Below are 26,770 nucleotides of genomic sequence, written 5' to 3' on the forward strand. Positions count from 1 at the left end.
TGCGGGAGAGGGTGGCCTCCCGGAGGGAGGTCGGGTGAGGGGTCTCTCAGAACTCAAAGCTGCGTGCGGCGGTCCGGCCGGGCGGAGCGGCTCCCATCTGAGAAACCCCTCATCCGACCTGCTTCGCAGGCCACCTTCTCCCGCAAGGGGAGAAGGACGTTCAGGACCTCGGGAAGGCGTAGGCGAAGGGGTAACGGTCGGCGGGAACGCTCGTGTCCCAGCGCTCCAGGGCCCGCATCGAACGGGCGTGGTTGAACTCGGCCAGGGAGATGACCTGGGCCGAGGGGGCGGGCGTTTCCTGACGGATCGGGCGGGGGGCGGCTTGCATGGGAGACCTCCGACGCGGCGGCCGTTCGAGCGGCCTTGTGTGACCCGAGTAGGCGCTCGCCTTCCTGAACATCCCCGCCCCCGTTCGTTGTCTGGGGTTCATCCCCGCGCCGCAAAGCCGCCACCATTCCCAAGCTTCGAAAAGAGGGTGGCGCTCGCCCTGCCCTTGGGTCACAGTCCTCGCAAATAGAACAAACGTTTGAAGGGAGAGAGTCAGTATGGGCCAGGCGCGTGCGCCGAGCGGCGAGGCGCCGCTCTATTCCAAGGGCTACAAGGCCTCGGTGCTGGCCCTGCTGCTGGCGACCTACACCTTCAACTTCATCGACCGCACGATCATCGCCACCATCGGCCAGGCCATCAAGGTCGACCTGCACCTCTCCGACACCCAGCTGGGCCTCCTGGGCGGGCTCTATTTCGCCCTGCTCTACACCATCCTCGGTATTCCGATCGCCCGCCTGGCGGAGCGCTGGAACCGGGTGTCGATCATCTCGCTCTCGCTGGTCATCTGGTCGGGCTTCACGGCGCTTTGCGGCAGCGCGGCCAGCTTCGCCCAGCTGGCGCTCTACCGTTTCGGGGTGGGCGTCGGCGAGGCCGGCTGCTCGCCGCCCAGCCACTCGCTGATCAGCGACTATTACGAGCCCAAGAGCCGGGCCTCGGCCCTGTCGATCTATTCGTTCGGCATTCCGCTGGGCACGATGTTCGGCGCCATCCTGGGCGGCTGGCTGGCCCAGACCTTCAGCTGGCGGGTGGCCTTCGTCATCGTCGGCCTGCCGGGCATCCTACTGGCCCTGCTGGTCAAGCTGATCGTCAAGGAGCCGCCGCGCGGCCATTCGGAGATCAAGGAACGGCCGCTCGAAGCCGAAGACGTCGTGGTGGAGCCGGCCAAGCCGCCCTTCTCCCTGGCCGGCGAGTTCCGGGAACTGGGCGCGGTGATGGCCGTGCTGTTCGGCAAGTGGCCCGTCCTGCACATGATGCTGGGCGTCACCCTGGCCTCTTTCGGCTCCTATGGTTCGGGCGCGTTCCTGCCGCCCTATCTGGTGCGCGGCTTCGGGCTGAACCTGGCGCAGGTCGGCCTGATCGTCGGCCTGATCGCCGGCTTCTCGGCCGGCATCGGCACCCTGGTCGGCGGCTTCCTGACCGACTGGGCGGGCAGGAGGAGCGCCAAGTGGTACGCCCTGGTTCCGGCCATCGGCCTGCTGGTCGCCACCCCGATCTACATCGTCGCCTACCTGCAGCCCGACTGGAAGACGATGGCGCTGATCCTGCTGGTCCCCGGCATCTTCCACTACACCTACCTGGCCCCGACCTTCGGGGTGGTGCAGAACTCGGTGGAGCCGCGCCGGCGGGCCACGGCCACGGCCCTGCTGTTCTTCTTCCTCAACCTGATCGCCCTGGGCGGCGGCCCGGTGTTCACCGGCTGGCTGATCGACCACCTGGCCGGCTTCCACTTCAACCATCCGCAGGCCGGCGGCATCTTCGGCGCGCTCGGCGGCATGTTCTCGGCCGGCCCGATCGACTTCGCGAACGCCTGCCCCGGCGGGATCGCTCCCAAGGGCGCGGGCGTCGAGGCCGCCAAGGCCTGCGGCGCGGCCATGGCCCGCGCCACCCAGCAGGGGATCATCGTCACCCTGTGCTTCTACGCCTGGGCCGGCGTGCACTACGCCCTGGCGGCGATCGGCATGGTCAAACACATGAAGTCGCGGGGGTAAGACGGCGTTGAGGCCGGCGGGCGTGGCGCGTTCCATTCCGCCGGCCATATCGCTAAGGTTGGCCCATGCTCCAACGCTACCTGCGCCTGCTGGGCCTCGCCGTCGCCGCTCTGCTCGTCAGCTGGATGACCCTGGGCGTGACCGACACCCTGATCTATGAAGACCAGCCTCCGGCCGGGACGGCCGGCGTGATCGAACGCAAGATCAAGATCGAGGGACACCGACGGACCGTGCGCATGACCCCGACCCAGAACGCGGTGCGGCTGGCCGTCGAGAGCGTGCACGGCGTCTCCGGACTGCTGACCTTCGCCCTCGTCATCGGCCTGGCCTTCAACTGGCCGGGGCTGGAGGAGCCCGGGAAGCGCCGGCGCCCCGGCGAGCTGGCCTAAGTAATAACCCGCTTCCCTTGACTCCGCGGCCCCACGCGACGAAACCCCGGCCCCATGATCAGCCGCTACGCCCGCCCCGAAGCCGCCGCCATCTGGTCCAGCCAGACCAAGTACAAGATCTGGTTCGAGATCGAGGCCCATGCCGCCGACGCCATGGCCGAACTGGGGGTCATCCCCAAGCTCGCCGCCGAGACGATCTGGGAAAAGGGCCGCGACGCGGTCTGGGACAGCGACCGCATCGACGAGATCGAGCGCGTCACCAAGCATGACGTCATCGCCTTCCTGACCCACGTGTCGGAAATCGTCGGCCCCGAGGCCCGCTTCCTGCACCAGGGCATGACCAGCTCGGACGTGCTGGACACCTGCTTCGCCGTGCAGCTGTCGCGCGCCACCGACCTGCTGCTGGACGGCGTCGATCTCGTTCTCGCCGCCCTCAAGCGCCGCGCCCTCGAGCACAAGATGACCGTCTGCGTCGGCCGCAGCCACGGCATCCATGCCGAGCCGATCACCTTCGGCCTGAAGCTGGCCGGCTACTACGCCGAGTTCCAGCGCGCCAAGGAGCGCCTGGCGATGGCCAAGTTCGAGATCGCCACCTGCGCGATCTCGGGCGCCGTCGGCACCTTCGCCAATGTCGATCCGCGCGTCGAACAGCACGTGGCCGACAAGATGGGCCTGGCGGTCGAGCCGGTCTCGACCCAGGTCATCCCGCGCGACCGTCACGCCGCCTACTTCGCCGCCCTGGGCGTCGTGGCCTCGTCGATCGAGCGCCTGGCCACCGAGATCCGCCACCTGCAGCGCACGGAAGTCCTCGAAGCCGAAGAGCCGTTCGATCCGGGCCAGAAGGGCTCGTCGGCCATGCCGCACAAGCGCAACCCCATCCTGACCGAGAACCTGACGGGTCTGGCCCGCCTGGTCCGCTCGGCCGTGGTGCCGGCGATGGAGAACGTCGCCCTCTGGCACGAGCGCGACATCAGCCACTCGTCGGTCGAGCGCGGCATCGGCCCGGACGCCACCATCCACCTCGACTTCGCCCTGCGCCGCCTGGCCGGCGTGATCGAGCGCTTCAACATCTATCCCGACAACATGGCCAAGAACCTCGACAAGCTCGGGGGCCTGGTGTTCTCGCAGCGGGTCATGCTGGCCCTGACGCACAAGGACGTGTCGCGCGAAGACGCCTATGCCGCCGTGCAGGGCAACGCCATGAAGGTGTGGCGCGGCGAAGGCCGCTTCCTCGACTTCCTCAAGGCCGACCCGGTGGTCTCCAAGGCCCTGACCGACGCCGAACTCGAGGAGCTGTTCGACTTCGGCTACCACACCAAGAACGTCGACGTGATCTTCAAGCGCGTCTTCGGCGAACAGGCCTGAACCCTTTGAGCGAGCCGCCGATCCTTCGTCTGAACCCGGCGCTGGATCCGGCGGCCTTCGCGGCCGCCTATGCTCGCGACGGCGTGGTGCGGATCCCGGGGATCTTCGAGCCGGCCACGGCCGACGTCCTGGCGCGCATGCTCGAGCAGGGCATGAACTGGGACGTCATCTGCTCCACCGAGACCGGCAAGGCCGAGGTGCTGGACCGGGCGACGATCCAGAGGCTGGGCTCGGCCGGGGTCGGCGAGAAGCTGAAGGCCGCCACCCTGCGGGCCCGCAACGGCTTCGCCTATGTCTATCTCGGCTATCCGATGATCAGCGCCTATCTGAACGGGCGCGACAAGGGTCACCCGATCCACGACCTGACCGACTTCCTCAACAGCCCCGAGATGATCGCCTTCGGGGCGGCGGTGATCGGCGAGACCGGCATCACCAAGCTCGACGCCCAGGCGACGCTCTACCGGCCGGGCGACTTTCTCACCCGCCACGACGACACCGGCGAGGGCGACCGGCGGGCGGCCTACACCATCAGCCTGACGCGCGAATGGCGCAGCGACTGGGGCGGCCAGCTCCTGTTCCACGACGCCGAGGGCGACATCGAGCGCGGCTTCGCCCCGGCCTTCAACGTCATGACCATCTTCAAGGTGCCCCGGCAGCACTCGGTGGCCCCCGTCGCGCCCTATGCCGGCGCGTCGCGGCTGATGGTGACCGGCTGGCTGAAGGACAGCCCGCCGTCGGGCGCGCCGCGGGCGGGGTGACGCAAGCGCCCTCCCCCGGCGAACGCAAGCGCGGCTTCCCGCCGGTCGTCGATCCCGATGTGCGCCTGCTGGTGCTGGGCAGCCTGCCCGGCGACGCCTCGCTGGCGGCCGCGCAGTACTACGGCCATCCCCGCAACGGCTTCTGGCGGCTGGTCGGCGCGGCGATCGACCGCGACCTCGCTTCCCTGCCCTATGACGAGCGCCTGGCGGTCCTGCTGGCGGCGGGCGTGGGCCTGTGGGACGTCCATGCGGAAGCCCTGCGCCCCGGCAGCCTGGACGCCGCGATCAAGGACGCCGCCAACAACGACCTACTGGACCTGGTGGCCAGCCTGCCCCGCCTGCGGGCCATAGCCTTCAACGGCGGCACGGCGGCCAAGGCTGGCGAGCGCTTGCTGGCCGGATCGGGCCTGGCCCTGGTCCCCCTGCCCTCGTCGAGCCCGGCCTATGCGGCGATGGGGTTCGAGGCCAAGCGCGAGGCCTGGCTGGGGCTGAGGGCGTGGCTCTAGGACCCTCCCCCTGAAGGGGGAGGTGTCGGCGAAGCCGACGGAGGGGGAAGCGGCAATGAAACCGGCCGCCTCGGCGGAAGCTGAAAACGCCCCCCCTCCGGCCCTCCGGGCCACCTCCCCAGAGGGGGAGGATTTTTACCCCTCGGCCTTCACCGGCACGTTCTGGACGTGGGTCTGGAGGTAGTCGAACCGTCCCGTCCCGCTCCAGTCGTCATCGACCGACAGCACGGCGGTGAAGTCGGCCGGCGGCTGGCCGGCGGGCGTGAACTGGCCGCTCAGCGCGATCTGCCGGCCCTGCTCGGCCTGGCCGACCTCGCCCGAGACCTCGAACCGATGCCGGCCGCCGATCACCGCCTGATTGATCTCGGCCACGCCGTTGACGCCGGCCCCGTCGATCTGCAGTTCCAGCCGCAGGATCGGCGCGCCGGGCATGCCCAGCCGCCCGACGACCAGTTGAACTGCAACCGCCGCTTCGCCGCACACTTCGACGTCGTCCGCCATTTCGTTTCCCCCGAACGCGTGCGGCGGCTCCTGCCCCGCCACGACGTTCGGCCGCGAACCTATGGCCGCGCCGCCGGGTGCGCCGTGCGATTTCGCACAACGTCGGTCCACGAATAGAAAAGGCCCGGCCGGCGCATCGCCGGACCGGGCCTCGTCTCATCGCGTCAGGCCGACCTCAGCCGACGTTCTTCACCGGCACGTTGTCGACGTGGGTGTTGAGGTAGTCGAAGCCGCCGTGGCCGTTCCAGCTCTTGTCGACCACGAGGCCGGCGCGGAACTGCACCAGGAACGCGCCGATGGCGGGCGGCGGCACGCTGGCCACGAACTGGCCGTGCAGCGCGACCAGCAGCTGATCCTGGCCGAAGCCCGTGTGGTAGATGTTGCCCTGCACCGGGAAGCGGTGCTGGCCGCCGATGATCGCCTGGTTGATCTCGGCGATGCCGCTGACATGGCCCGAGGGCGCGTCGACGGTCAGGGCCAGGCTGACGATCGGAGCGCCGGGCGTGCCGACGTTACCGACCACGAGCTTGACCAGATAGAGCCCGACCGGGCTGATTTCGGTGGTTTGGGAGTGCAGGTTGCCGACGTCGTCAGCCATGTGTCGTCCTCCGGGTTAGCGGGACGGTCGCTTGGTCGCCGCCCCGTCTTTCGACGATGCGCCTCATGGGCGAGATCGCCGCCCGATAAAGCCTGAAGACGATTTCAGTTTTTTGACAACCTTGAGGTGTCCGTTTTCACAGAACCGAGATATCGGACAAGAGAAAAGGCCCGGCCGGTGCGAACCGGGCCGGGCCTCTTCGTTTTTTCGCCCCGGGGTTTTTCGCCCCGGAAGGCGGCGCGGCTTATTCGCCCGAGCGGATCTGCTCGCGGGCGAAGGCCAGCAGTTCGGCCATCTTCATGCGGACTTCGCCTTCGGACACGGCCACGCCCGAGCCCTTCAGGTCTTCGAAGACCTTGCGGACCACGTCGTCGTCGCCCGGCTGTTCGAAGTCGGACTTCACCACGGCGCGGGCGTATTCCTCGACCGTGGCGAGGCCCATCAGGCCAGCGGCCCATTCGCCGACCAGGCGGTTGCGGCGGGCGGTGGCCTTGAACTCCAGCTCCTGGTCGTTCGCGAACTTGCGTTCGAAAGCCTGCTCGCGGTCGTCGAAGGTCGTCATGAAAGCCCCAAGTTTTCCGAAACGCCTCCGCCGATGGGTTGCAACCCAGGGCGGTAGAGCGGCGATCCAGTGTAAGAGAGTAGATCGGTTTCGTCCCGTGCGAACATAGGGTGTCCGCGAGGCGAAGTGGTTCTTGTGGCGGCTCCATATCCCGTGGCGAGGCGGGGGGCAATCGCCCGCGACGCCGCAGGGCGAAGGTTTACCACGATGGCAGGCCACGTTTGCGCCAAAGGCCGCCTTCGAGTAGGTTCCAACAGACATTTTTCAGTGAGCGGCCTTGAGTCGAACGCCGCGCGCAGCTATCCGCCGCGCGCGCTTTTCGTTTCTCCAGGAGTCCTTACCGGGCTAGGGCGGCGCGCTTATTCGCAGGAAGGGCCTCGACGAGAGCCATGACCCGTCGCAAGAAGATCTACGAAGGCAAGGCCAAGATCCTGTACGAGGGCCCCGAGCCCGGCACCCTGATCCAGTACTTCAAGGACGACGCCACCGCCTTCAACGGCGAGAAGAAGGCCCAGCTCGAAGGCAAGGGCGTCATCAACAACCGGATCAGCGAGTACGTCATGACTCGCCTGAATTCGATCGGCGTACAGAACCACTTCATCCGCCGGCTGAACCTGCGCGAGCAGCTGATCAAGGAAGTCGAGATCATTCCGCTGGAAGTCGTCGTGCGCAACATCGCCGCCGGCTCGATCGCCACGCGCCTGGGCCTGACCGAAGGTCAGCCGCTGCCGCGCTCGATCATCGAGTTCTACTACAAGGAAGACAAGCTCAACGACCCGATGGTGTCGGAAGAGCACATCACCGCGTTCAACTGGGCCGCCACCCAGGAGATCGACGACATGATGGCCATGGCCCTGCGGGTGAACGACTACCTGTCGGGCCTGTTCAGCGGCGTCGGCATCACGCTGGTGGACTTCAAGATCGAATTCGGCCGCATCTACGAGGGCGACTTCTCGCGGATCATCCTGGCCGACGAGATCAGCCCCGACAGCTGCCGCCTGTGGGACGCCGCCACCAACGAGAAGCTGGACAAGGATCGCTTCCGTCGCGACCTCGGCAACGTCATCGAGAGCTATACCGAAGTGGCCCGCCGCCTCGGCATCATGAAGGAAATGCCCACCGTCATCCAAGGCGGCGTGCACTAAGTCAGTCAGGACGCCTCCCTGACGGGAGGCGTCGCGGCGCCGCGCGCTGCTGGGGAGATTTTGCGTTGAAAGCCACTGTCCACGTGTTCCTGAAGCCCGGCGTGCTCGACGTCCAGGGCAAGGCCGTCGAGAACGCCCTGCATGGCCTGGGCTGGCCGTCGGTGAAGGACGCCCGCGTCGGCCGCGTCATCGAGTTCGACCTCGATGCGACCGACGCCGAGGCCGCCAAGACCGAGGTCAAGGCCATGTGCGAGAAGCTGCTGGCCAACACGGTCATCGAAAGCTACCGCATCGACATCGCCTGAGGCCTGGGCCTTAAGCGAATGCAATTGGAAAGGGGCGGCTGATCCAGCCGCCCCTTTTTTCTTCAAGACATCGCCCCTGCAGCCGCCTCCCTCGCCCTTGTGGCGAGGGTCCATGCCGGCGACGGCTCAGACCTTTACCGTCCTGCGCAGACCTGAGCGGCTGAACGATGGATCCTGGGCACGAGGCCCAGGAAGGCGATCGCCAAAGACTTCAAGGCCTCTACGCTCTAAACCTTCGCCGAAGCCCACGGCCCCGAGATCGCCACCGTGATCCCCGGGTTCTGGATGTTGACGAACAGCGTGGTCCCGTCGGGCGAGAAGCAGGCGCCGGCCAGTTCGGAATTGCCCGGGAAGACGTTGCGGCCCAGCGTGTAGACCTTGCCCTCCGGCGTCACGCCGCGCAGGTGGTTGCGCAGGGTTTCCGAATAGCGGTCCTCGCAGACGATGACGTGGCCCCAGGGGGCGACCACCAGGTTGTCGGCGTAGTCGAGCACGCGGCCGTTGCCGCTTTCCACGAAGAGCTGCAGGCGGCCCGGCTGGTCGGCCTCGCCGGCCTGGCCCTCGAGGGCGCTGGGCACGTAGCGGAACAGCTGGCCCGCTCCGATCGGCCCGCCCGAGGTGCAGGCGAAATAGAGCTCGCCGTGACCGAAATAGAGGCCCTCGCCCCGGCAGAAGATCGCCGCGCCGGCCTTGTGGCCGCGGCGGCGGATGTCGTCGTGCGGGTTGTCGACGCCGTCCAGGTCGATCCAGCGCACGGTCTTCCAGCTGCGCGGCGCGAACGATTTCTCGACCTGGTTGCGGGTGTCGCCGCCTTCCGGGGCTTCCACGAGACCCAGGGCCTGCAAGCGCCCGCCGGCCGCCAGGTTCCTGCGGTCGTTGGGCAGGAAGCGGTAGAACAGGCCGTCGGCCACGTCCTCGGTCATGTAGACCACGCCGGTGCGCGGATCGATGCAGGCGGCCTCGTGCTGGAAGCGGCCCATGGCCGTCAGGGCGACCGGCTCGACCAGGCCGAGATGGGCGCTGGGCACCTCGAAGACGTAGCCGTGGCTCTTGCCGACCTCGAGGCCGGCGTCGAGCGTCGTCTCCTCGCAGCTCAGCCACGAGCCCCAGGGCGTGACGCCGCCGCAGCAGTTGATGATCGTGCCGGCGAGACTCAGATGCTGGCGCTCGGTCTGGCCGGTCCGCAGATTGTAGAGCTGGGTGGTCGTGCCGCCGGCCAGCGGCAGGTCGCCGTTGTGGAAGTCCCAGACCTTCGAACGGTCCACCTTGTCGACGTAGCGCATGCCCAGGCCGTAGGGACCGTAGTCGTGGTCGGTGACCGAAAGCTCGTGGTTGCGCACCAGCAGCACCCGGTCGGCGTCGACGCCGAAGCAGCCCATGCCGTCGCCCTTGCCCGGCACCAGCAGGCCGTCGCTCATGGTCTCGCCGACCTGGGCGATGACGCGGTAGCGGAAGCCCTTGGGCAGGTCGAGCATGCCCTTGGGATCGGGGATCAGCGGGCCGTAGCCCTCGACCTCGTTGAGATAGGTCTCCAGCTCCGGCGCCTCGTCCTGGGCGCGCGCGGAAAAGCCGGAGAAGGCCAGACTGGTGGCGGCCGCGCCGAGGAAGAGCCTGCGGGAAAGAGCCATGGGAACCACCTCGTCGAGTCCGCGAACGGACTATCTTTCATGTTTCGATGACGCCGCCGCGACGGCGCGGGGATCGGCCCGCCGGGGGTCCGGCGGGCCTGGTTCCAGGCGTCTGGGGAACGGCGACGCCTGGAAGGTCTCGTCGCTAGAAGGTCTTCTTGAAGGTCAGCAGGGTCGTGCGGCCGGAGTCGACCACGTCCGACAGGGCCAGGCTGTGCTCGCCGATGTGCGACCAGTAGCTGTAGTCCTTCAGCAGGTTGGCCACCGACAGGTCGACCTTGAAGCCGTTGTCGAAGGCGTAGCCGACGTGCAGGTCGACGCTGCGCAGCGGACGGACCCACAGGTTGTCCCACTGGCCAGCCTGGTCGAGCACGTCGTACGAGGCGAGGTACGCGCCGGTGTAGTGGTAGATCAGGTCCACGCTCAGGCCGCCGCGCTGGTAGAACAGCTGGGCGTCGGCCAGCCAGTCGGGGGCGTTCTGGATGCGGTTGTCGATCCCGTCGCCCAGGTCGACGCTGGTCCATTGCCGGGTGACGTTGACGCCCGCGCCAAGGCCGCTGAGCAGGCCCGGCAGTTCGGTGAACTTCTGGCGCAGCTGCAGTTCCAGGCCGTAGACGTCGCCGTCGCCGCCGTTGGTCGGCTGGCTGATGGTGGTCTTGCCCTCGGTGTAGGTGTCGGAGTTCACCGAGCTGGAGCCGTTGTCGTACATGTAGTCCGACAGGCGCTTGTAGAAGGCGCCGACCATGGCGTAGCCGCCCTTGCCGCTGCTCCATTCGCCCGACAGGTCGAGGTTGATGGCGCGGATCGGCTTCAGGTCGGGATTGCCCCGGGTGATGGTGACGTTGCCGTCATCGCCCACCTGCCGCCGCTCGCCGCCGGCCAGCTGGACGAAGGCCGGACGGGTGTAGGACGTCCACACCGAGCCGCGATAGACGCTGGCGTCGCTGGGCCGCCAGGTGACGAACACGCTGGGCAGCACCTCGTTGTACTCGGTGCTGTTGAAGCCCCACGAACCGGTCTGCTCGCCGGCGCTGGTGGTCGGGATCACCCAGTAGGTGTTGTCGATCTTGGTGTGCTCGTAGCGCAAGCCCGGAACCACCTCGACGTCGCCGAAGCGGTAGTTGGCCATGGCGTAGACCGAGGCCACCGCCTCGTCGCCCTTCTGGGTGTTGCAGTTCATGTTGTTGACGAAGTTCGACCCGCAGGTGTCGAAGCTGGCGGCCGTCTTGTACTTGTAGAAGTAGTCGACCAGCGCCTGGTGGTTCACCTTCGGCACCCGCCAGGTGTACTCGCCCGGGAACACCTGGTCGTAATAGCCGGTGGCGATGCCCAGGCTCGCCCAGGTGACGCCGGCCTGGCCCAGCAGGTTGGCGAAGTGGTCGTTGGTCCAGTCGCGGTTGGTCACCCGGCGGTGGCTGTCGACGTACTTGCCGCCCAGCTTGATCCACTGCAGCGCCCCGCCCTCGAACACCCGCTTGGCGTCGAACTTGAAGCCGTACTTCTCCTGGCCGCTGTATTGCTCGGTCAGCTGGCCGGCGCGGCGCGCCAGCAGCGCGGTGTTGGCGTTGTTGAGGGTGTCGTAGATGGCCTGGGTGAACAGCGGCTGGGGCAGGTTGTCGGAATAGCCCATCGACAGGCCACCATAGGCCAGGTTGGAGCCGCTGTTGTAATTGTCGCTCTGATTGATGCGGACCGAGGCCTCGATGTGGTCGGGACGGTCGTTATCGCCCTCGCTGTAGAAGACCTGAGGCGACAGGGTCCAGGCGCCCAGGGTCTTGTCGAAGCCCAGCTGCACCGTGCCAAGGTCGGCCTCTTCGGGGTTGGTCTCGTACCAGACGCGGGTCGAGATCGCGTCGACGCTGAGATTGTAGCGGCCGCTGCCGGCGACGGTTTCCTTGTAGCTCTTGCTGGCGCTGACGAACTGGCTGAGCGTGGAGTTCTGCTCGGTCTTGGCGAAGGCGTAGGAACCGCGCAGATAGGCCTTCAGCGTGTCGTCCGGACGCCATTCCAGCGTGAAGTTGCCGCCCCAGCGCTCGGTGTAGCCGTTGGAGACGCCGACGTTCAGGCCGGTCTGGGTGATGTTCTTCTCGGGATCCAGGCCCGGATAGCTGTTGCCCGCCGCGTCCTTGACCAGGTAGCCCCAGCCGCCGTCGTTGGTGGCGGCCATCACGCCGGCCATCTCGCTGTTGGCGTAGCTGCGCTTGTCATAGAACGCGCTGGCGTAGACGCCGAAGCTCTGCTCGGGACCAAAGCGATGGGCCCACTCGGCCGACAGGCCGCCGCCCAGGCCTTCGTCGCCGTAGTCGCGGGCGCGGCTCTCGATGCGGCCCGAGGCGGTGATCGAGCCGTTGAAGTCGTCACGGAAGTCGAAGGCCGAGGGCGTGCGGAAGTCGACCGTGCCGCCGATGGCGTCGCCGTCCATGTCTGCGGTCGAGGTCTTGTTGAGCACGATGGTGTGCAGACCCGAGGGCGGCAGCAGGCTCAGCTGCACCTGGCGGCTGTAGGGCATGCCCTGGGCCACGGTGACGCCGTTGATCATGTTGACGTTGAACTCGGCGTTCAGCCCGCGGATCGAGACGAACATGCCCTCGCCGCGCGAGGCGCCGTCGATGCCGCCGAAGAACGACGAGCCGGTGTTCATGACGTTGACGCTGGGCATCATGCCCAGGGCCTCGGCCACGTTGTGCACGGCCGTGTGCTCCAGGTCCTCGGCCGACAGCACCGAGACGGCCGTGGCGGCCTTCAGTTGGGCCTGGGCGGCGTCGTTGCGGTTGGCGACGATGACCACCGAGTCGATCTCGGTGGGATCGGCGGCGGCGGTCTCGGCGGCTTGCGCCTGGGCGCCGGCGGCCACGGCCGCGCCCAGGACGGCGCTGGCCAGCAGGGCGCGCTTGAAGCGGCGCGGCGCGGCAAGGCGCGAAAGGTTGAAACGTTGCATGAGGCCCCTCTCGACGTCGCATCGGGCGACGGGGGGCCTAGTACGGGGGCCACAACAAGATTCTGTGACGATTCTGCGGAAAATTCACAAAATGCAAAGTTCAGACACATCAATCTCACATTTATCTCGCACAAATCCCACGAACCCAACATAATCCCTCTCAGCCATCGCATCGAAGGAAGCCGGGCTTGAAACGCGAAGACCGCCAGCGCGAGATCCTGAGCCGGCTGCGTCCGGGCGAGAGCCGGGCCCTGGCCCAGATCGCCCACGAACTGGAGGTCTCCGAGGAGACCATCCGCCGCGAGCTGCGGGTGCTGGAAGCCCAGGGCTCGGTGCTGTGGACCCACGGTTCTGTGCGTCTGGCCGCCGCCACGGCCGAGGGACCGTTCGACCGCCGCCTGCAGGAGAACGTCGCCGAGAAGACCCGCATCGCCGAAGCGGCCGCCCGCTTCGTCGGCGACGGCGACACCATCTTCATCGACGCCGGCACCACCGCCTGCTTCGTGGCCAGGGTGCTGGCCGGCGTGCGCCGCGACCTGACCGTGATCACCAACTCGCTGACCGTGGCCCAGACCCTGGGCGGCCGCAACGGCAACACCCTGTTCCTTGCCGGCGGCGAGCTGGACTACGACTACAAGGCCTTTTCCGACCACGCGGCCCAGGCCTATCTGGCCCAGTTCACCCCGCACCTGGCCATACTGACCGTCAGCGCTATCCACGCCGACCACGGCCTGATGGACCGCCACGCCCGCGAGGCCGCCATGAGCCGCATCGCCTATGGCTGCGCCGACCGCGTGCTGCTGGCCGCCGACCACACCAAGTTCGGCCGCCTGGGTCTGATCCGCACCGCCACCGCCGACGATGTCGACATCCTGGTCACCGACCAGGCGCTCGACGAAGCCTATGCGGCGATGTTCGCCGGTTCGACCGTGGTGGTGGCGTAATGCGCGCTCTGGGTCTCGCCGCCCTGCTGCTGGTCCTTGCGCCCGCCGCCGCGCAGGCGGGGGAGCTGCGGATTATGAGCTACAACATCCGCTACGACAATCCCGACGACGTTCCCGACTGGCGCGCCCGGCGCGGGCCGATGGGCGAGCAGATCCGCCGCGTCGCGCCCGACGTGCTGGGCGTGCAGGAGGCGCTGCCGCCGATGGTCGGCGACCTGGCGCGCGCCCTGCCCGGCTACGACCACTACGGCGTCGGCCGCGACGACGGGGCGACGGCCGGCGAGACCACGACGGTGTTCTGGCGCGCCGACCGCTTCGAGAAGGTGGCGGCCCAGACCCAGTGGTGCTCGCCGACCCCGGACGTTCCGGGCAAGGCCTATGACGCCGCCCTGCCGCGCACCTTCACCCGCCTCGTGCTGCGCGACCGCAGGAGCGGCGCGCTGCTGGACGTGCGCAACGCCCATCTCGACCACCGCGGCCCGATCGCCCGCGAGCGCTGCGCGGCCCAGATCCGCGACCTGCCGGCCTGGCCCGGCGCGCTGCTGGTGACCCTGGGCGACTTCAACAGCAGCCCCGCCGAAGCCCCCCACCGTCTGCTGACCGCGCCGGACGCGCCCTATGTCGACGCCCGCGCCGCCAGCCCGACGGTTTCGGGACCTGAAGGCACGTTCAACGACTTCTCCCCCAGCCCGCCGCCCGCACCGCCGATCGACTTCGTCTTCGCCGACCGCCGGCTGAAGGTGCGCAGCTTCGCCACCCTGACCGACACCGCTTCGGGAAAGGTGATCTCCGACCACTTCCCGATCGTCGCCGACCTGGTCGCACACTGACGCTCCGCACAGCCCCCTTGGGAGGACAACCCAGGATCTTTGGGCTATGACTGGGCCGTGACCCGCCCGACCACCCTTGCGAGATGGCTTGCGCGCGACGCCTTCATGGCGCTCGCGGTGCTGGCGATCGTGCTCAAGGTGCTGATCCCGGCGGGCTTCATGCCGGGCGCCGAGCCTCGCAACGGCCTGCCCTTCGCCCTGGTGCTCTGCACCGCCGACGGCGCCAAGACCGTCTCGCCCGGCGCGCTGTTGGACACCCACCAGAGCGACCAGCGGCACGACCAGAACGACGGCAAGCAGCAGCATCACGACGGCCCCTGCCCGTTCGCGGCCCAGGGCCCGGCCGCGCCGCCGGTCGAGGTCGCTCTCGCCGCCGAGACGCTGGTCGCCATCGAAACCGAAGCACCCTCGGCGCTCGCCCGCACCGTCGCTCCCGGCAGGGGTCTCGCCGCCCCGCCGCCGCCGGCCACCGGCCCTCCGTCCCTGCTGATCTGATCCGGCCGCCCTCGGCCGGCTGAACGCCCGCGCGTCCATGGCGACGCGCGCAGATCATCACGGTCGCCGTGCGCGGCCGAAGGACGAACAAACCACCATGAAGTCTCTCCTGCTGGCGTCTGTCGCCATGCTCGCCGTCGCGCCTGCCGCCTTCGCCGCCGACGCCGCCCCCGCTCCAGCCGACGCGGACACCGACGTCTCATCGGTCATCGTCACCGCCCGTCCCAATCCCGAGGAGCCGGCCGTGGTCGCCGCCGCCCGCCGGCGCCTGTCGGAAACGCCGGGCGCGGTGTCGGTGATCTCCCAGGAATCCTTCGCTTCCCGCCAGTCTCTGGCGCTGGACGACGTGCTGCGCGACGCCCCCGGGGTCTACGCCCAGCGCAAGTGGGGCGGCGACATCCGCATCTCGATCCGCGGTTCGGGGATCGGCAACGCCAGCCACAATCGCGGCCTGCTGCTGGCCCAGGACGGCGTGCCGCTGAACGAGGCCGACGGCTATGGCGACAGTCAGGTCGCCGATCCGCTCAACACCCGCTACGCCGAGGTCTATCGCGGCGGCAACGCCCTGCGCTTCGGCGGCGCCTTGCTGGGCGGGGCGATCAACATGGTCACCCCCACGGGCAAGGACGCGGGCTTTGCGAACCAAGTGCGCATCGACGGCGGCTCCTACGGCCTGATCCGCGAGCACGTCGCCCTGGCCCGCCAATCGGGCGACTGGGACGTCTACGCCGCCGCCACCAACCAGACCGCTCAGGGCTGGCGCTCGCAAAGCCAGCAGAACATCCAGTTCGGCAGCCTGAACGTCGGGCGATCGTTCGGCGAGGACCGCGAGGTGCGGTTCATCCTCAACGGCTCGAACGTCAATCAGGAGATCCCCGGCGCCCTGACCCTGGCCCAGTTCGAGGCCAATCCGCGCCAGACCGCCGCCGCCAGCGCCGCCGCCGACCAGGGCCGCAACCAGCGCGGCCTGCGCGGCTCGCTGCGCACCTCCTGGCGGCTGAACGAGCAGCTGGTGTTCGAAGGCGCGGTCTATGCGGTGTGGAAGGACCTCGACCACCCGATCTTCCAGGTCATCGACCAGCAGAGCCGCAACTACGGCGCCTTCGGCCGCTTCGACTGGGATGGCCAGCTGGGCGGCCTGCGCGCCGACGCCTTCTTCGGCGCCTGGTGGCGCCAGGGCGACATGGACTCCAACTTCTACGTCAACAATCGCGGGGCCCGAGGCGCGCCGACCTCGCGCACCCAGCAGAACGCCAAGGCCATGGACCTGTTCGGCGAGGGCCGCCTGTTCGTAACCGAGCAGCTGGCCGTGGTCGGCGGCGCCAGCTGGGGCCGGGCCGAGCGCGACTATGTCAGCTTCGCCGTGCCGGGCGTGTCGACGACCTTCAACCTGACGGCCGACAAGACCTATGACTGGTTCTCGCCGCGCGTCGGCCTGCTGTGGCAGAACTCGGCCGGCGACCAGGTGTTCGCCAACCTCACCCGCTCGGTCGAACCGCCGAACTTCAGTTCGATGAGCCCGACCAACGCCGGCTTCACCCCGGTGCAGGCGCAGGAGGCCTGGACCGGCGAGGTCGGGACCCGCGGCCATCGCGGCCCGCTGACCTACGACCTGACCGTCTATCGCGCGAACCTGAAGCACGAGATGCTGCAGTACACGGTCAGCAGCACGATCCCGGCCACCACCTTCAACGCCGACAAGACCATCCACCAGGGGATCGAGGCGGCGCTGGACTGGGCGGTGGCTCCGCGCTGGCGCATTCGCCAGACCTGGACCTGGTCGGACTTCCGCTTCGACGGCGACGGCCAGTACGGCGACAACCGCCTGCCGATCGTGCCCGAGCACTTCTATCGCGCCGAGGTGCGCTACGACGGCCGGGGCGGCTGGTTCGTGGCCCCGTCGGTCGAGTGGTCGGCCAGCGACCAGTGGATCGACTACAAGAACACCAAGGCCGCGCCGGCCTACGCGATCCTCAACCTCAACGCCGGCTGGAAGGCGACCGACAAGGTCTCGCTGTTCCTCGACGCCCGGAACCTGACCGACAAGGCCTATGTGTCCAACACCCAGGCCGCCACGGTCTGGACCGCCTCGAGCGCGGTGCTGTGGCCCGGCGACGGCCGATCGGTCTATGGCGGCGTGACGGTGGCGTTCTGAGCATGGCCACGATCGAACCGACACCGGCGACGGGGGCGGCCGGCGAGGTCTACCGCGCCTTCTGGCGCTGGCACTTCTACGCCGGCCTGCTGGTGCTGCCGGTGCTGATGCTGCTGGCCCTGACCGGCGGGCTGTATCTCTTCAAGGACGAGCTGACGGCGATCATCCACCGGCCGCTGGTGGTGGTCGCCGACGGCCCCGCGACGACGCCGGTCGCGACCTGGATCGCCAACGCCGAACTGACCTCGGGCGGCAAGGTCCGGCGGCTGGTCGTGCCGGCGCGGGGCGACCGCTCGGTCCAGCTGGAGGTCGACACCGACGAAGGCCCGCGCACGGCCTATGTCGATCCCCACACCGGCCAGGCCCTGGGCGTCACCGCGCACGGCGGCCTGATGGGCCTGGTCAAGCGGCTGCACAGCCTCGACATCGCCGGGCCGATCGCGAACCTGCTGGTCGAGGTCGTCGCCGGCTGGACCATCGTGCTGGTGGCCACCGGGGTCTTCCTGTGGTGGCCGCGCGGCCAGGGCGGCGGGGTGGTGACGGTGCGCAGCCGTCCGGCCAGGCGCCTGTTCTGGCGCGACCTGCACGCGGTGACCGGCGCCTTCGCGGGGCTGGTGATCGTGTTCCTGGCGGCCACCGGCATGCCGTGGTCGGCCTTCTGGGGCAAGGAAGTCCGCCAGATCACCACGCAGGCCGGCTGGGGCCGCCCCAAGCCGCCGGTGGCCGAGGGGCACCACGCCGGCGCGCCCGCTCCAAGCGCGCCTGCCCCAAGCGCTCCCGCTGAAGGCGTCCCCTGGGCGCTGCAGACCCACGCCGCGCCCGTCTCCATGGCCCATCACGCCAGCCTCGACGTCGATACGATCGTCGCCAAGGCCCGCGCCGCCGGCCTGACCCGGGGCTTCACCCTGACCCTGCCCAAGGGCCATGGCGGAACCTGGACCGCCGCCTACATGCCCGACAAGGTGGAGGCGACCCGCGCCGTCTATCTCGACGGCGGCGACGGCCGGGTGCTGGCCGACCTCGGCTACCGCGACTTCGGACCGGCGGCCAAGGTCATCGAATGGGGCATCGCCGTGCACCAGGGCCAGGAATTCGGCCTCGCCAACAAGCTGGTCATGCTGGCCGGCTGCATCGCCGTCTGGCTGCTGGGCGTCTCGGCCGTGGTGATGTGGTGGAAGCGGCGACCGAAAGATCGCCTGGCCGCCCCCGTTCCGCCGGCCCGCCCTGGCGCCTATCTGGGCCTTCTGGCGGTCGTGCTGCCGCTGGCCGTTCTCTATCCGCTCGTCGGCGCCACGCTGGCGGCGGCGCTGATCCTCGACCTCGTCCTGCGGCGACTTCCCCCCGCGCCGCGTCTCGGAGCCTGACCGATGAAAGCCTTCGCTCTTCTTCCCCTCGCCTTCGCCGTCCTGGCGAGCCCCGCCCTGGCCGCGCCGCCCGCTCCGAAAGTGACCGTCGCCGACGCCTGGTGCCGCGCCGCCCCGGCCGGGGCCATGGCCGGCGGCTGCTACGTGACCCTGACCGCCGGCGCCGACGACCGCCTGGTCGCCGTCGAGACCCCCGCCGCCAAGCGCGGCGAGATCCACACCATGTCGATGGACGGCGGCGTCATGCGCATGCGCAAGCTGGCCGACGGCATCGCCCTGCCGGCCGGCAAGGCGGTGGCACTGAAGCCGGGGGCCGAACACCTGATGATCATCGGCCCGAAGATCGCCCTGACGGCCGGGGCCAAGGTTCCCCTGACCCTGAAGTTCGCCAAGGCCCCGCCGGTGACGGTGCAGGCCCCGGTCCGCGCCGTGGTGAAGCGTTGATGCGCGCGCTGTTCCTGGCGGCCGCGCTCGCCGCCGCCCTGCCCCTCGCCTCCTGCGGCCAGAAGGACCCGGCGCAGGCCCCGCGCTCGACGATCCAGATCGGCGGGCCGTTCAACCTCGTGGACACCAAGGGCAAGCCGGTCACCGAGAAGGGCCTGCTGGGCAAGCCGACGGCGATCTTCTTCGGCTTCACCTACTGCCCCGAGGTGTGCCCGACGACCATGGCCGACATGACCGCCTGGCTGAAGGCCCTGGGTCCCGACGCCGACAAGCTGAACGTGGTGTTCGTCTCGGTCGATCCGGAGCGCGACACCCCCGCCCAGCTGAAGCTCTACCTGTCGAACTTCGACCACCGCATCCAGGGCTTCACCGGAACGCCAGACGAGATCGCCAAGACCGCCAAGGCCTATCGCGTCTATTACAAGAAGGTCCCGCAGGAGGGCGGCGAATACACGATCGACCACTCCTCGGCGATCTACCTGTTCGACGCCAAGGGCGGCTTCGTCGAGCCGATCGCCTACCAGTCGCCGCCCGACCGGGCGGAGGGCCAGCTGCGCAGGCTGCTAGGAAGCTGAACCCTTCCGGCGGCGGCCAAGGCTTCCTACCTGCGCTTGGAACAAGACGGGAGGACGTCATGGCCGCCTTCGAATTGGCTGAGGTCAATATCGGCCGCCTGCGGGCGCCGATCGACGATCCGGCGATCAGGGACTTCGTCGACAACCTGGACCGCATCAACCAGCTGGCCGAGGCCTCGCCGGGCTTCGTCTGGCGGCTGAAGGGCGACGGCAACAACGCCACCGACCTGGCCGTCGGCGGCGATCCGCTGATGATCCCCAACCTGTCGACCTGGACCGATATCCCCGCGCTGGGGGCCTATGTCTATCGCTCGGCCCATGTGGAGATCATGCGGCGGCGGCGTGAGTGGTTCGAACCCAGCGAAGGTCCGCACCTGGCGCTGTGGTGGGTTCCGGAGGGCCATCGCCCGACGCTCGAAGAGGCGCTGGAGAAGCTCGCCCTGCTGGCCGCCCACGGCCCGACGCCCGCGGCCTTCACCTTCCGCCAGCCCTTTCCCGCCCCGGCCGGCGAAGACGTCGAACCCGTCCTCGACGAATGCGCGTGACGTTTCGGCCTTCCGGCGCCTGACATTCGATCCGAACGGTGCTACAGGCCCGCGCCATGAAAGCCGCCGTCGTCGTCTTCCCGGGTTCCAACTGCGATCGTGACTGCAAGGTCGCCGTCGAACGCTCCACCGGCGCTCGCGTCGAGATGGTCTGGCACCAGGAGACGGCCCTGCCGGACGACCTGGACCTGATCGTCCTGCCCGGCGGCTTCTCCTATGGCGACTACCTGCGCTGCGGGGCCATGGCCGCCCAAAGCCCGGTGATGCGCGAGGTGGTCTCGGCCGCCAACAAGGGCGTGGCCGTCGTGGGCATCTGCAACGGCTTCCAGGTGCTGACCGAAGTCGGCCTGCTGCCTGGCGCCCTGCTGCGCAACGCCAAGCTGAAGTACATCTGCAAGCCGGTCGATCTCGACATCGTCAACGGCCAGACCCGCTTCACCGCCGCCTTCGGCGAGCAGCGCGACGCGGTGATGACCGTCGGCAATGGCGAGGGCAACTTCTTCGCCGACGAGGAAACCCTCGACCGCATCGAGGGCGAAGGCCAGGTGGTGTTCCGCTACAAGGAAAACCCCAACGGCTCGGCCCGCGACATCGCCGGCATCGTCAACGCCGGCGGCAACGTCCTGGGCCTGATGCCCCACCCCGACCGCTCGTTCGACGCCGACCTCGGCTCGGAAGACGGCGCGATCCTGTTCCGCAGCGTCTTCCAGAGCGCCTGAAGCTGCGACTGCTCGCCGCCCACCAAAAAGGGCCGGCGGAGCGAACGCCGGCCCTTCCTCCGATGGAGCGCTGCTAACGCTCTAGATCAGCGTTCGCGGTCGCGATCCGGCTGATTGTTCTGGCCGCCCGGGTTGCGGCCCTGTTCGTTCTGGCGCTGCTGTTGCTGCTGGCCCGGGGCCTGTCGCTGCGGGTTCTGCTGCTGTTGCTGCGGATTGCGGTTTTGGTCGCCCATGGGCTTCTCCTCTTCGGTCCGCGCGCTGGCTGCGCACGAGACAGAAAACGGACCGAGGACTCGCCGCGTTCCTCCGGCGGAGCTGCCTTAGTTCCTGCTTAGCTAATGTTTTCGCAGATGTTTTCGCGCCATGCGTCAGAGCGCGGAGCGGATGTCGGTATGGGCGAAGTCGTCGCCCTTGTAGAGCAGCGGCGCGTTCAGCGACTTGGCCAGAGCGTAGGAGAAGCTGTCGCCATAGTTCAGGCGGGCGGGATGACGCCCCTTGCCAAAGCGTAGCCTTGCAACCGCGGCAATGGTGGCCTGCTCGGCCGTCACCGGTTCGATGACCAATCCCAACACGGCCAAATCCGCATGCAGAACATCCAGCAGATCATCGATCGCGATCTTCTTCGCATAGACCTCGACGAGTTCGACGAACGACGCCGCCGACAGCCTAGGCGCCGTGACGGACATGATCGCATCGTAGAAGGCCCCCGCCTCGGGCTCCTTCAGCAGGATCGCCGCCAGCGCCGAGGTGTCAACGATCATCCGATCGGCTGCCCCCGCTCGTCATAGAGCTCTTCATCTTCGATCTGCTTCCACGGCCTGGGATCGGCGGTTCGAGGACGCGCATCGAGCCGCGCGAAGAAAGCCGTCTTCCGTTCTTCGTAGGCCTGAGAACCGAGCGCGGGACGCGCCAACCGATCGATTTTCTCGGCGAGCGCCCGGCGTACAGCCTCGTCCGGGCTTTCCCCAGTAATCTCGGAAAGTTCGCGGGCCAAACGCTCGATCTCGCCCCGACTGATCTCGACACCCATGCGAGAAGCGCCTTTCTGGTCACCAGAAATATAGCGGAATCCCCCCAGCCGCGCTAGAAGGCGCGCCCATGAGCGCACCCTCCACCGCCCCCGCCAAGTCCATGGCCGATACGGCCGCCGAATTCGGTCTGAAGCCCGAGGAGTACGCGGTCGTCCTCGACCGCCTGGGCCGCGAGCCCAACCTCGTCGAGCTGGGGGTGTTTTCGGTGATGTGGTCCGAGCACTGCTCGTACAAGTCGTCGAAGAACCAGCTGAAGAAGTTCCCGATCAGCGGCCCGCGGGTGATCTGCGGCCCCGGCGAGAACGCCGGCGTCATCGACATCGACGACGGCGACGCGATCATCTTCAAGATGGAGAGCCACAATCACCCGTCCTACATCGAACCCTACCAGGGCGCGGCGACGGGCGTGGGCGGCATCATGCGCGACGTCTTCACCATGGGCGCGCGCCCCATCGCCCTGCTGAACGCCCTGCGCTTCGGCGAGCCGGGCCACGCCAAGACCAAGCGCCTCGTGGACGGCGTGGTCGCCGGCATCGCCGGCTACGGCAACTGCGTGGGTGTGCCCACGGTCGCCGGCGAGACCAACTTCCACAAGGGCTACAACGGCAACATCCTGGTCAACGCCATGTGCGTGGGCCTGGCCAAGTCCGACAGCATCTTCTACTCGGCCGCCCCGGGCGCTGGCCTGGCGGTCGTCTATTTCGGCTCCAAGACCGGCCGCGACGGCATCCACGGCGCGACCATGTCGTCGGCCGAGTTCTCGGAGGATTCCGAGGAGAAGCGCCCGACCGTGCAGGTCGGCGACCCCTTCGCCGAGAAGCTGCTGATCGAGGCCACCCTCGAACTGATGGCCACCGGCGCCGTCGCCGCCATCCAGGACATGGGCGCGGCCGGCCTGACCTCGTCGTCGGTCGAGATGGCCGGCAAGGGCGGCGTCGGCATCGAGCTGAACATGGACATGGTCCCGCAGCGCGAGACCGGCATGTCGGCCTACGAGATGATGCTGTCGGAAAGCCAGGAGCGCATGCTGGCGGTCCTGAAGCCCGGCCGCGAACAGGACGGCCACGCCATCTTCGAGAAGTGGGGCCTGGACGCCGCCGTCATCGGCTACACCACCGACACCGGCCACCTGGTGCTCAAGCACCACGGCGAGACGGTCTGCGACGTGCCGCTGGCCCCGCTGTTCGACGACGCGCCGCTCTATGACCGTCCGTGGACCGAGCCCAAGGTGGACGCCCGCCTCGACCCCGGCCACGTGCCCGCCCCCGGGAACTGGGAAGAGGCCGTGCTGAAGGTCATCGGCTGCCCCGACATGGCCTCCAAGCGCTGGCTGTGGGAGCAATACGACCGTCACGTGATGGCCGACACCCTGGAAGACAGCGCCACCGGCTGCGACGCCGGCATCGTGCGCATCCACGGCACCGGCAAGGCCGTGGCCGTGACCAGCGATTGCACCCCGCGCTACGTCCAGGCCGACCCGTACGAAGGCGGCAAGCAGGCCGTCGCCGAAGCCTGGCGCAACCTGACGGCCGCCGGCTCGCTGCCGATCGCCATCACCGACAACCTGAACTTCGGCAGCCCCGAAAAGCCCGAGACCATGGGCCAGATCGTGCGCGCCACCGACGGCATGGCCGAGGCCTGCCGCGCGCTGGACTTCCCGGTCGTGAGCGGCAACGTCAGCCTCTACAACGAGACCAACGGCGTCGCCATTCCGCCGACCCCGACCGTCGGCGCCGTCGGCCTGCTGACCGACTTCGACCTGCGCACGGGCTTCGGCAACGTCGCCGAGGGCGACACCCTGGTGCTGATCGGCGAGACGCACGGCGAACTGGGCGCCTCGATCTATCTGCGCGAGATCCTGGGCCGCGAGGACGGCGCCCCGCCGCCGGTCGACCTGGCGATCGAGCGCAAGAACGGCGACTTCGTGCGCGGCCTGATCGGCTCGGGCCTGGTGGCCGGCGTCCACGACCTGTCGGACGGCGGCCTGCTGGTCGCCGCGGCCGACATAGCCCTGGCCAGCAAGGTCGGGATCACCCTGAACGCCTCCAGCCACGCCCACGCCCACCCGTATCTCTTCGGCGAGGACCAGGCCCGCTACCTGGTGGCGACGCCCGATCCGGACGCCCTGCTGGAAGCGGCCAAGGAAGCCGGCGTGCACGCCAACCTCGCGGGCGTGGCCGGCGGCGAGGCCTTCGCCTCGACCGACCTGTTCTCGATCCCGCTGGCCAAGCTGCGCGAGGCGAACGAAGCCTGGCTGCCGGCGTTCATGGGGTGAGGTGAAAACCTCGCCCATCACCAAAGGAACGCCATGCGCCTGCCGCTGATCGCCGCCCTCCTGCTCTGCCTGACCGCCTGCGCCCCGACGGCTCCGCCGCCGGGGCCCGTCGCCCAAGGCGACAGCGTCGAGGCCTGCTCGGCCCGGGGCGGCCAGATCGAGACCGTCGGCCGCCGCGGCCTGCCAACCTGCGTCGTGCCCTACGCCGACGCCGGCAAGGCCTGCACCAGCGGCGCGCAATGCCAGGGCGGCTGCGTCCTGGAAGGCAATCTGGAAAGCCGCGACGAGCCGGTCACCGGCCAGTGCCGCCGCTCCAACGTGCAGTTCGGCTGCTACGCCAAGGTCGAGAACGGCCGCGCGACGGCGACCATCTGCGTCGACTGACACACCCGATCTTCGGATCGGTGTCTATTTCCACTTCAAATGGAAATTCGGACGGCTACGCTCCAGCCCGACCGCGCGCGATCTTCTCGCGGCCGAGTTTCGCAGGAGCGTGATGACCGATCTGCTGGCGCCCACCAAGGTCGCTCCGCTGGACGCGGACCTGGCCGCTCTGCTCGACCACCAAGGCTATCTGCTGCTGCGCGGCGCCGTGCCCGAGGCCTGGCGCGAGGCCATGCGCGCGGCCTTCGACGCCGGCGTCGGACCGCCGGAACAATGGGGCGCGCCCCGCGCCTTCGGCTGGCGCCACGCCCTGGTCGATCTCGACCCGACGGTGCAGAAGGCCTGCCGCGTCCCGGCCCTGCTGGGCGCCGTCGCGCGGATGATCGCCGGCCCGTTCTTCCTCAGCCAGGTCGAGGGCCGCGAACCGCTGCTGAACAATGGCCACCAGCCCCTGCACCGCGACGGCGCGGGCCTCAAGACCGTCTCGGCGATGGTCTATCTCGACCCCTATGGACCCGAGAACGGCGCGACGCGGGTGATGTCGCGCCATCTCGACGACGGCCAGCTGGACGAGAGCCATGCCCTGGTGCTGTCGGGCGAGGCGGGCGACATCCTGGTGTTTGACGCCGACCTGCCGCACGGCGCGACCCTCAACCGCTCGGGCGCGCGGCGGCGCTCCCTGCTGGTGAGCTTCATGCACGAGAGCCACCGCGCCGGCGAAGACGCCTGCCGCGCGGTGCGCACCGTGCGCATGGACACCAGCGAGATGTTCGTTCCCTAGAGGCCTCTAGGCCTTGGCGGGACGGCGGCGGCGCGGAACGCGGACGGTGGCTTCGCCGTCCATGACGACATCGTCGCCGACCAGGGCGGCGCAGGTCAGGGTCACGCGCGCGCTTTCCTGGTCGATGGCCGAGACCGTGATGCGGGCGGTGACCACGTCGCCGATGCGCACGGGCCGGTGGAAGGCCAGGGTCTGGCTGAGATAGATCGCGCCCGCGCCCGGCAGGATGGTGCCGACCACCGCCGACCCGAACGAGGCCGACAGCAGGCCATGGGCGATGCGGCCGCGATAGGCGGTCTTGGCGGCGAAGGCCTCGTCGACGTGCACGGGATTGAAGTCGTCCGACGCCTCGGCGAACAGCTGAATGCGCTCTTCGGTGACGGGCACGAGCTTTTCGGCCGTCATGCCGACGAAGAGCTCTTCGAGGATGTATCCGCCGGAGGGATGTTGTTCGATCATGACGCGGCGTTAGCACGGGTCGCGGCGCGTCGCAAAACCGTTACCGGCCTTCAGGTTCAGAAGCGCTCGGCGGTTGGCCGATCAGTTGGGCGCAGATCGACTCGGCGAGGACGGCGTCGCGGGCGGCGATGGCGTCGGCCATCCGCCGGTGCAGGGCGACATCGACCATCTGATCATCGGGCGCCTGCTTCTCCATCTGCCAGATCCAGAAGCGGGTGGCGGTGTTCTGCAGGCTGACGACGAAGCGGGCCAGGGTCGGGTTCTGGGTGGCGAAGGCGACGGCGCGGTGGAAGGCCAGATCCATGGCCAGCATGGCGCGGAAGTCGCCCGCCGCGATCGCTTCTTCGGCCCCGTCGAAGGCCGTCAGGATCGCCGGCAGGTCGGCCGGGCGATGGTTGCGGGCGGCCAGGCCCGCGGTCTTGGCCTCCAGCATCAGCCGCACCTGAAAGGCGTGCTCGATCTCGGCCACGTCCAGCGGCGCGACGATGGTGCCGACGCGGGGACGGCGCACGACCAGGCCCTCGATCGCCAGCCGCCCCAGCGCGTCGCGCACGCCGGCCAGGCCTCCGGCGTAGCGCACGGCCAGGGCCTTTTCCTCCAGCACCTGCATGGGGGCGAGGTCGCCCAGCAGGATGTCCTGCAGGATCAGCTCGTACAGCCGCGCCTTCTGCAGCCCCGGCGACCAGGCGCCGTGCGGCTCGACGCTGTTGCGCGGCCCCTTCATCGCGGCGGTGGCGGACGGTCGGTCATGCTTCGCAGTTAAGCCAAAAGGCCCCGAGCGTCATTCCCGACGGGGTCTAAAATGTAAGAGACGCGAACGGCGATGCTGGCTTGGAAAGCCGCCGATCCCGTCATCTATAGGCGGCCGATGACGGCCCCCTTCCCCTCCCCCGATCATATCGCGACGGCCTTCCGGCTGGCGCTGGACGCCGCCGACCGCTTCGTCGGCGCCACCGCGCCCAACCCGCCGGTGGGCTGCGCGGTGCTGTCGGCGGACGGGACGGTGCTGGCCGTGGCGGCCCACGAGGCGGCCGGACA

Annotated in this window: 30 protein-coding genes and 1 pseudogene; 20 read left to right on the top strand and 11 right to left on the bottom strand. The window is 68.8% G+C overall.

Annotation, left to right across the window (positions count from 1 at the left end; translation table 11 throughout):
- Positions 1–160: 160 nt before the first annotated feature.
- Complete coding sequence (locus DMC18_RS25910; RefSeq protein ID WP_158285865.1) at positions 161–328, bottom strand: hypothetical protein; 168 nt, start codon at positions 326–328, stop codon at positions 161–163.
- A 217-nt stretch (positions 329–545) separates the two neighbouring features.
- On the opposite strand from DMC18_RS25910, the gene DMC18_RS05315 reads away from it, so the two are divergent.
- From DMC18_RS05315 to DMC18_RS05335, 5 genes are all read left to right on the top strand, one after another.
- Positions 546–2,036 carry an MFS transporter gene (locus DMC18_RS05315; RefSeq protein WP_110121467.1) on the top strand — a complete coding sequence of 497 codons (1,491 nt, stop codon included), beginning with the start codon at positions 546–548 and terminating at the stop codon, positions 2,034–2,036.
- Positions 2,037–2,101: 65 nt separating this feature from the next.
- Positions 2,102–2,425, top strand: a complete 324-nt coding sequence (locus DMC18_RS05320) for a hypothetical protein (RefSeq protein WP_110121468.1) — start codon at positions 2,102–2,104, stop codon at positions 2,423–2,425.
- Between the two features lie 54 nt (positions 2,426–2,479).
- Positions 2,480–3,790, top strand: coding sequence for an adenylosuccinate lyase (gene purB / locus DMC18_RS05325; RefSeq protein WP_110121469.1), 1,311 nt, complete (start codon positions 2,480–2,482; stop codon positions 3,788–3,790).
- Positions 3,791–3,795: 5 nt separating this feature from the next.
- Entirely contained in the window at positions 3,796–4,548 is a 753-nt protein-coding gene (locus DMC18_RS05330; RefSeq protein WP_110121470.1) for a 2OG-Fe(II) oxygenase family protein, read from the top strand.
- Positions 4,545–5,054: a DNA-deoxyinosine glycosylase gene (locus DMC18_RS05335; RefSeq protein ID WP_110121471.1), complete on the top strand. Its 510-nt coding sequence runs from the start codon at positions 4,545–4,547 to the stop codon at positions 5,052–5,054. The genes DMC18_RS05330 and DMC18_RS05335 overlap by 4 nt, the downstream gene beginning before the upstream one ends.
- A gap of 135 nt (positions 5,055–5,189) precedes the next feature.
- On the opposite strand, the gene DMC18_RS05340 is transcribed toward DMC18_RS05335, so the two are convergent.
- The 3 genes from DMC18_RS05340 to DMC18_RS05350 form a co-directional block, all read right to left on the bottom strand.
- Positions 5,190–5,555 carry a DUF1842 domain-containing protein gene (locus tag DMC18_RS05340; RefSeq protein WP_110121472.1) on the bottom strand — a complete coding sequence of 122 codons (366 nt, stop codon included), beginning with the start codon at positions 5,553–5,555 and terminating at the stop codon, positions 5,190–5,192.
- A 175-nt stretch (positions 5,556–5,730) separates the two neighbouring features.
- Positions 5,731–6,153, bottom strand: coding sequence for a DUF1842 domain-containing protein (locus DMC18_RS05345; RefSeq protein ID WP_110121473.1), 423 nt, complete (start codon positions 6,151–6,153; stop codon positions 5,731–5,733).
- Positions 6,154–6,397: 244 nt separating this feature from the next.
- A complete protein-coding gene (locus tag DMC18_RS05350) occupies positions 6,398–6,715 on the bottom strand; it encodes a DUF1476 domain-containing protein (RefSeq protein ID WP_110121474.1) in 318 nt (105 codons plus the stop codon).
- 389 nt (positions 6,716–7,104) lie between these two features.
- On the opposite strand from DMC18_RS05350, the gene purC reads away from it, so the two are divergent.
- Positions 7,105–7,860, top strand: a complete 756-nt coding sequence (gene purC / locus DMC18_RS05355) for a phosphoribosylaminoimidazolesuccinocarboxamide synthase (protein WP_110121475.1) — start codon at positions 7,105–7,107, stop codon at positions 7,858–7,860.
- Positions 7,861–7,925: 65 nt separating this feature from the next.
- A complete protein-coding gene (gene purS, locus DMC18_RS05360; protein ID WP_110121476.1) occupies positions 7,926–8,165 on the top strand; it encodes a phosphoribosylformylglycinamidine synthase subunit PurS in 240 nt (79 codons plus the stop codon).
- A gap of 227 nt (positions 8,166–8,392) precedes the next feature.
- Here purS and DMC18_RS05365 read toward each other — a convergent pair whose 3' ends face one another.
- Both DMC18_RS05365 and DMC18_RS05370 read right to left on the bottom strand, forming a co-directional pair.
- Positions 8,393–9,793: an alkaline phosphatase PhoX gene (locus tag DMC18_RS05365; RefSeq protein ID WP_110121477.1), complete on the bottom strand. Its 1,401-nt coding sequence runs from the start codon at positions 9,791–9,793 to the stop codon at positions 8,393–8,395.
- 145 nt (positions 9,794–9,938) lie between these two features.
- Positions 9,939–12,731 (bottom strand): TonB-dependent receptor, encoded by a 2,793-nt coding sequence (locus DMC18_RS05370; RefSeq protein ID WP_110132744.1) that lies wholly within the window; start codon positions 12,729–12,731, stop codon positions 9,939–9,941.
- Positions 12,732–12,919: 188 nt separating this feature from the next.
- Here DMC18_RS05370 and DMC18_RS05375 point away from each other — a divergent pair, with 188 nt between their 5' ends.
- The 9 genes from DMC18_RS05375 (at position 12,920) to purQ (ending at position 20,802) form a co-directional block, all read left to right on the top strand.
- Positions 12,920–13,675: a DeoR/GlpR family DNA-binding transcription regulator gene (locus tag DMC18_RS05375; protein WP_199232541.1), complete on the top strand. Its 756-nt coding sequence runs from the start codon at positions 12,920–12,922 to the stop codon at positions 13,673–13,675.
- Entirely contained in the window at positions 13,675–14,505 is an 831-nt protein-coding gene (locus DMC18_RS05380; RefSeq protein WP_110132745.1) for an endonuclease/exonuclease/phosphatase family protein, read from the top strand. Before DMC18_RS05375 ends, DMC18_RS05380 begins: the two co-directional genes overlap by 1 nt.
- Before the next feature lie 57 nt (positions 14,506–14,562).
- A complete protein-coding gene (locus DMC18_RS05385; protein ID WP_110121299.1) occupies positions 14,563–15,000 on the top strand; it encodes a DUF2946 family protein in 438 nt (145 codons plus the stop codon).
- A 97-nt stretch (positions 15,001–15,097) separates the two neighbouring features.
- Positions 15,098–17,155, top strand: coding sequence for a TonB-dependent receptor domain-containing protein (locus DMC18_RS05390; RefSeq protein WP_110121297.1), 2,058 nt, complete (start codon positions 15,098–15,100; stop codon positions 17,153–17,155).
- Positions 17,156–17,157: 2 nt separating this feature from the next.
- Positions 17,158–18,519, top strand: coding sequence for a PepSY domain-containing protein (locus tag DMC18_RS05395; RefSeq protein ID WP_110121296.1), 1,362 nt, complete (start codon positions 17,158–17,160; stop codon positions 18,517–18,519).
- Positions 18,520–18,522: 3 nt separating this feature from the next.
- Positions 18,523–18,963: a copper chaperone PCu(A)C gene (locus DMC18_RS05400; RefSeq protein ID WP_110132746.1), complete on the top strand. Its 441-nt coding sequence runs from the start codon at positions 18,523–18,525 to the stop codon at positions 18,961–18,963.
- Positions 18,963–19,538: an SCO family protein gene (locus DMC18_RS05405; protein ID WP_110121294.1), complete on the top strand. Its 576-nt coding sequence runs from the start codon at positions 18,963–18,965 to the stop codon at positions 19,536–19,538. The genes DMC18_RS05400 and DMC18_RS05405 overlap by 1 nt, the downstream gene beginning before the upstream one ends.
- A 59-nt stretch (positions 19,539–19,597) precedes the next feature.
- Positions 19,598–20,083 carry a DUF3291 domain-containing protein gene (locus DMC18_RS05410; protein WP_110121293.1) on the top strand — a complete coding sequence of 162 codons (486 nt, stop codon included), beginning with the start codon at positions 19,598–19,600 and terminating at the stop codon, positions 20,081–20,083.
- Between the two features lie 56 nt (positions 20,084–20,139).
- The gene (purQ, locus tag DMC18_RS05415) at positions 20,140–20,802 is read left to right on the top strand and encodes a phosphoribosylformylglycinamidine synthase subunit PurQ (protein ID WP_110121292.1); all 663 of its coding nucleotides are present in this window, start codon (positions 20,140–20,142) and stop codon (positions 20,800–20,802) included.
- Between the two features lie 86 nt (positions 20,803–20,888).
- On the opposite strand, the gene DMC18_RS26510 is transcribed toward purQ, so the two are convergent.
- From DMC18_RS26510 to DMC18_RS05425, 3 genes are all read right to left on the bottom strand, one after another.
- Positions 20,889–21,035: a hypothetical protein gene (locus tag DMC18_RS26510; protein WP_199228569.1), complete on the bottom strand. Its 147-nt coding sequence runs from the start codon at positions 21,033–21,035 to the stop codon at positions 20,889–20,891.
- Positions 21,036–21,170: 135 nt separating this feature from the next.
- Positions 21,171–21,563: a type II toxin-antitoxin system VapC family toxin gene (locus DMC18_RS05420; protein WP_110121291.1), complete on the bottom strand. Its 393-nt coding sequence runs from the start codon at positions 21,561–21,563 to the stop codon at positions 21,171–21,173.
- Positions 21,560–21,832: a type II toxin-antitoxin system VapB family antitoxin gene (locus tag DMC18_RS05425; protein WP_110121290.1), complete on the bottom strand. Its 273-nt coding sequence runs from the start codon at positions 21,830–21,832 to the stop codon at positions 21,560–21,562. Before DMC18_RS05425 ends, DMC18_RS05420 begins: the two co-directional genes overlap by 4 nt.
- A 68-nt stretch (positions 21,833–21,900) precedes the next feature.
- On the opposite strand from DMC18_RS05425, the gene purL reads away from it, so the two are divergent.
- The 3 genes from purL (at position 21,901) to DMC18_RS05440 (ending at position 25,273) form a co-directional block, all read left to right on the top strand.
- A complete protein-coding gene (gene purL, locus DMC18_RS05430; RefSeq protein WP_110121289.1) occupies positions 21,901–24,108 on the top strand; it encodes a phosphoribosylformylglycinamidine synthase subunit PurL in 2,208 nt (735 codons plus the stop codon).
- Positions 24,109–24,141: 33 nt separating this feature from the next.
- Positions 24,142–24,492 (top strand): hypothetical protein, encoded by a 351-nt coding sequence (locus DMC18_RS05435; protein WP_110121288.1) that lies wholly within the window; start codon positions 24,142–24,144, stop codon positions 24,490–24,492.
- A gap of 112 nt (positions 24,493–24,604) precedes the next feature.
- Positions 24,605–25,273 (top strand): phytanoyl-CoA dioxygenase family protein, encoded by a 669-nt coding sequence (locus tag DMC18_RS05440; RefSeq protein ID WP_110121287.1) that lies wholly within the window; start codon positions 24,605–24,607, stop codon positions 25,271–25,273.
- A gap of 6 nt (positions 25,274–25,279) precedes the next feature.
- Here DMC18_RS05440 and DMC18_RS05445 read toward each other — a convergent pair whose 3' ends face one another.
- Both DMC18_RS05445 and DMC18_RS05450 read right to left on the bottom strand, forming a co-directional pair.
- A complete protein-coding gene (locus tag DMC18_RS05445; RefSeq protein ID WP_110121286.1) occupies positions 25,280–25,732 on the bottom strand; it encodes a MaoC family dehydratase in 453 nt (150 codons plus the stop codon).
- 40 nt (positions 25,733–25,772) lie between these two features.
- Positions 25,773–26,456, bottom strand: coding sequence for a GntR family transcriptional regulator (locus tag DMC18_RS05450; protein WP_110121285.1), 684 nt, complete (start codon positions 26,454–26,456; stop codon positions 25,773–25,775).
- 99 nt (positions 26,457–26,555) lie between these two features.
- On the opposite strand from DMC18_RS05450, the pseudogene DMC18_RS05455 reads away from it, so the two are divergent.
- Positions 26,556–26,770, top strand: a pseudogene (locus DMC18_RS05455) (hypothetical protein); the annotation flags it as partial.

This window comes from Caulobacter sp. D5 (assembly GCF_003185805.1).
GTDB lineage: Bacteria > Pseudomonadota > Alphaproteobacteria > Caulobacterales > Caulobacteraceae > Caulobacter.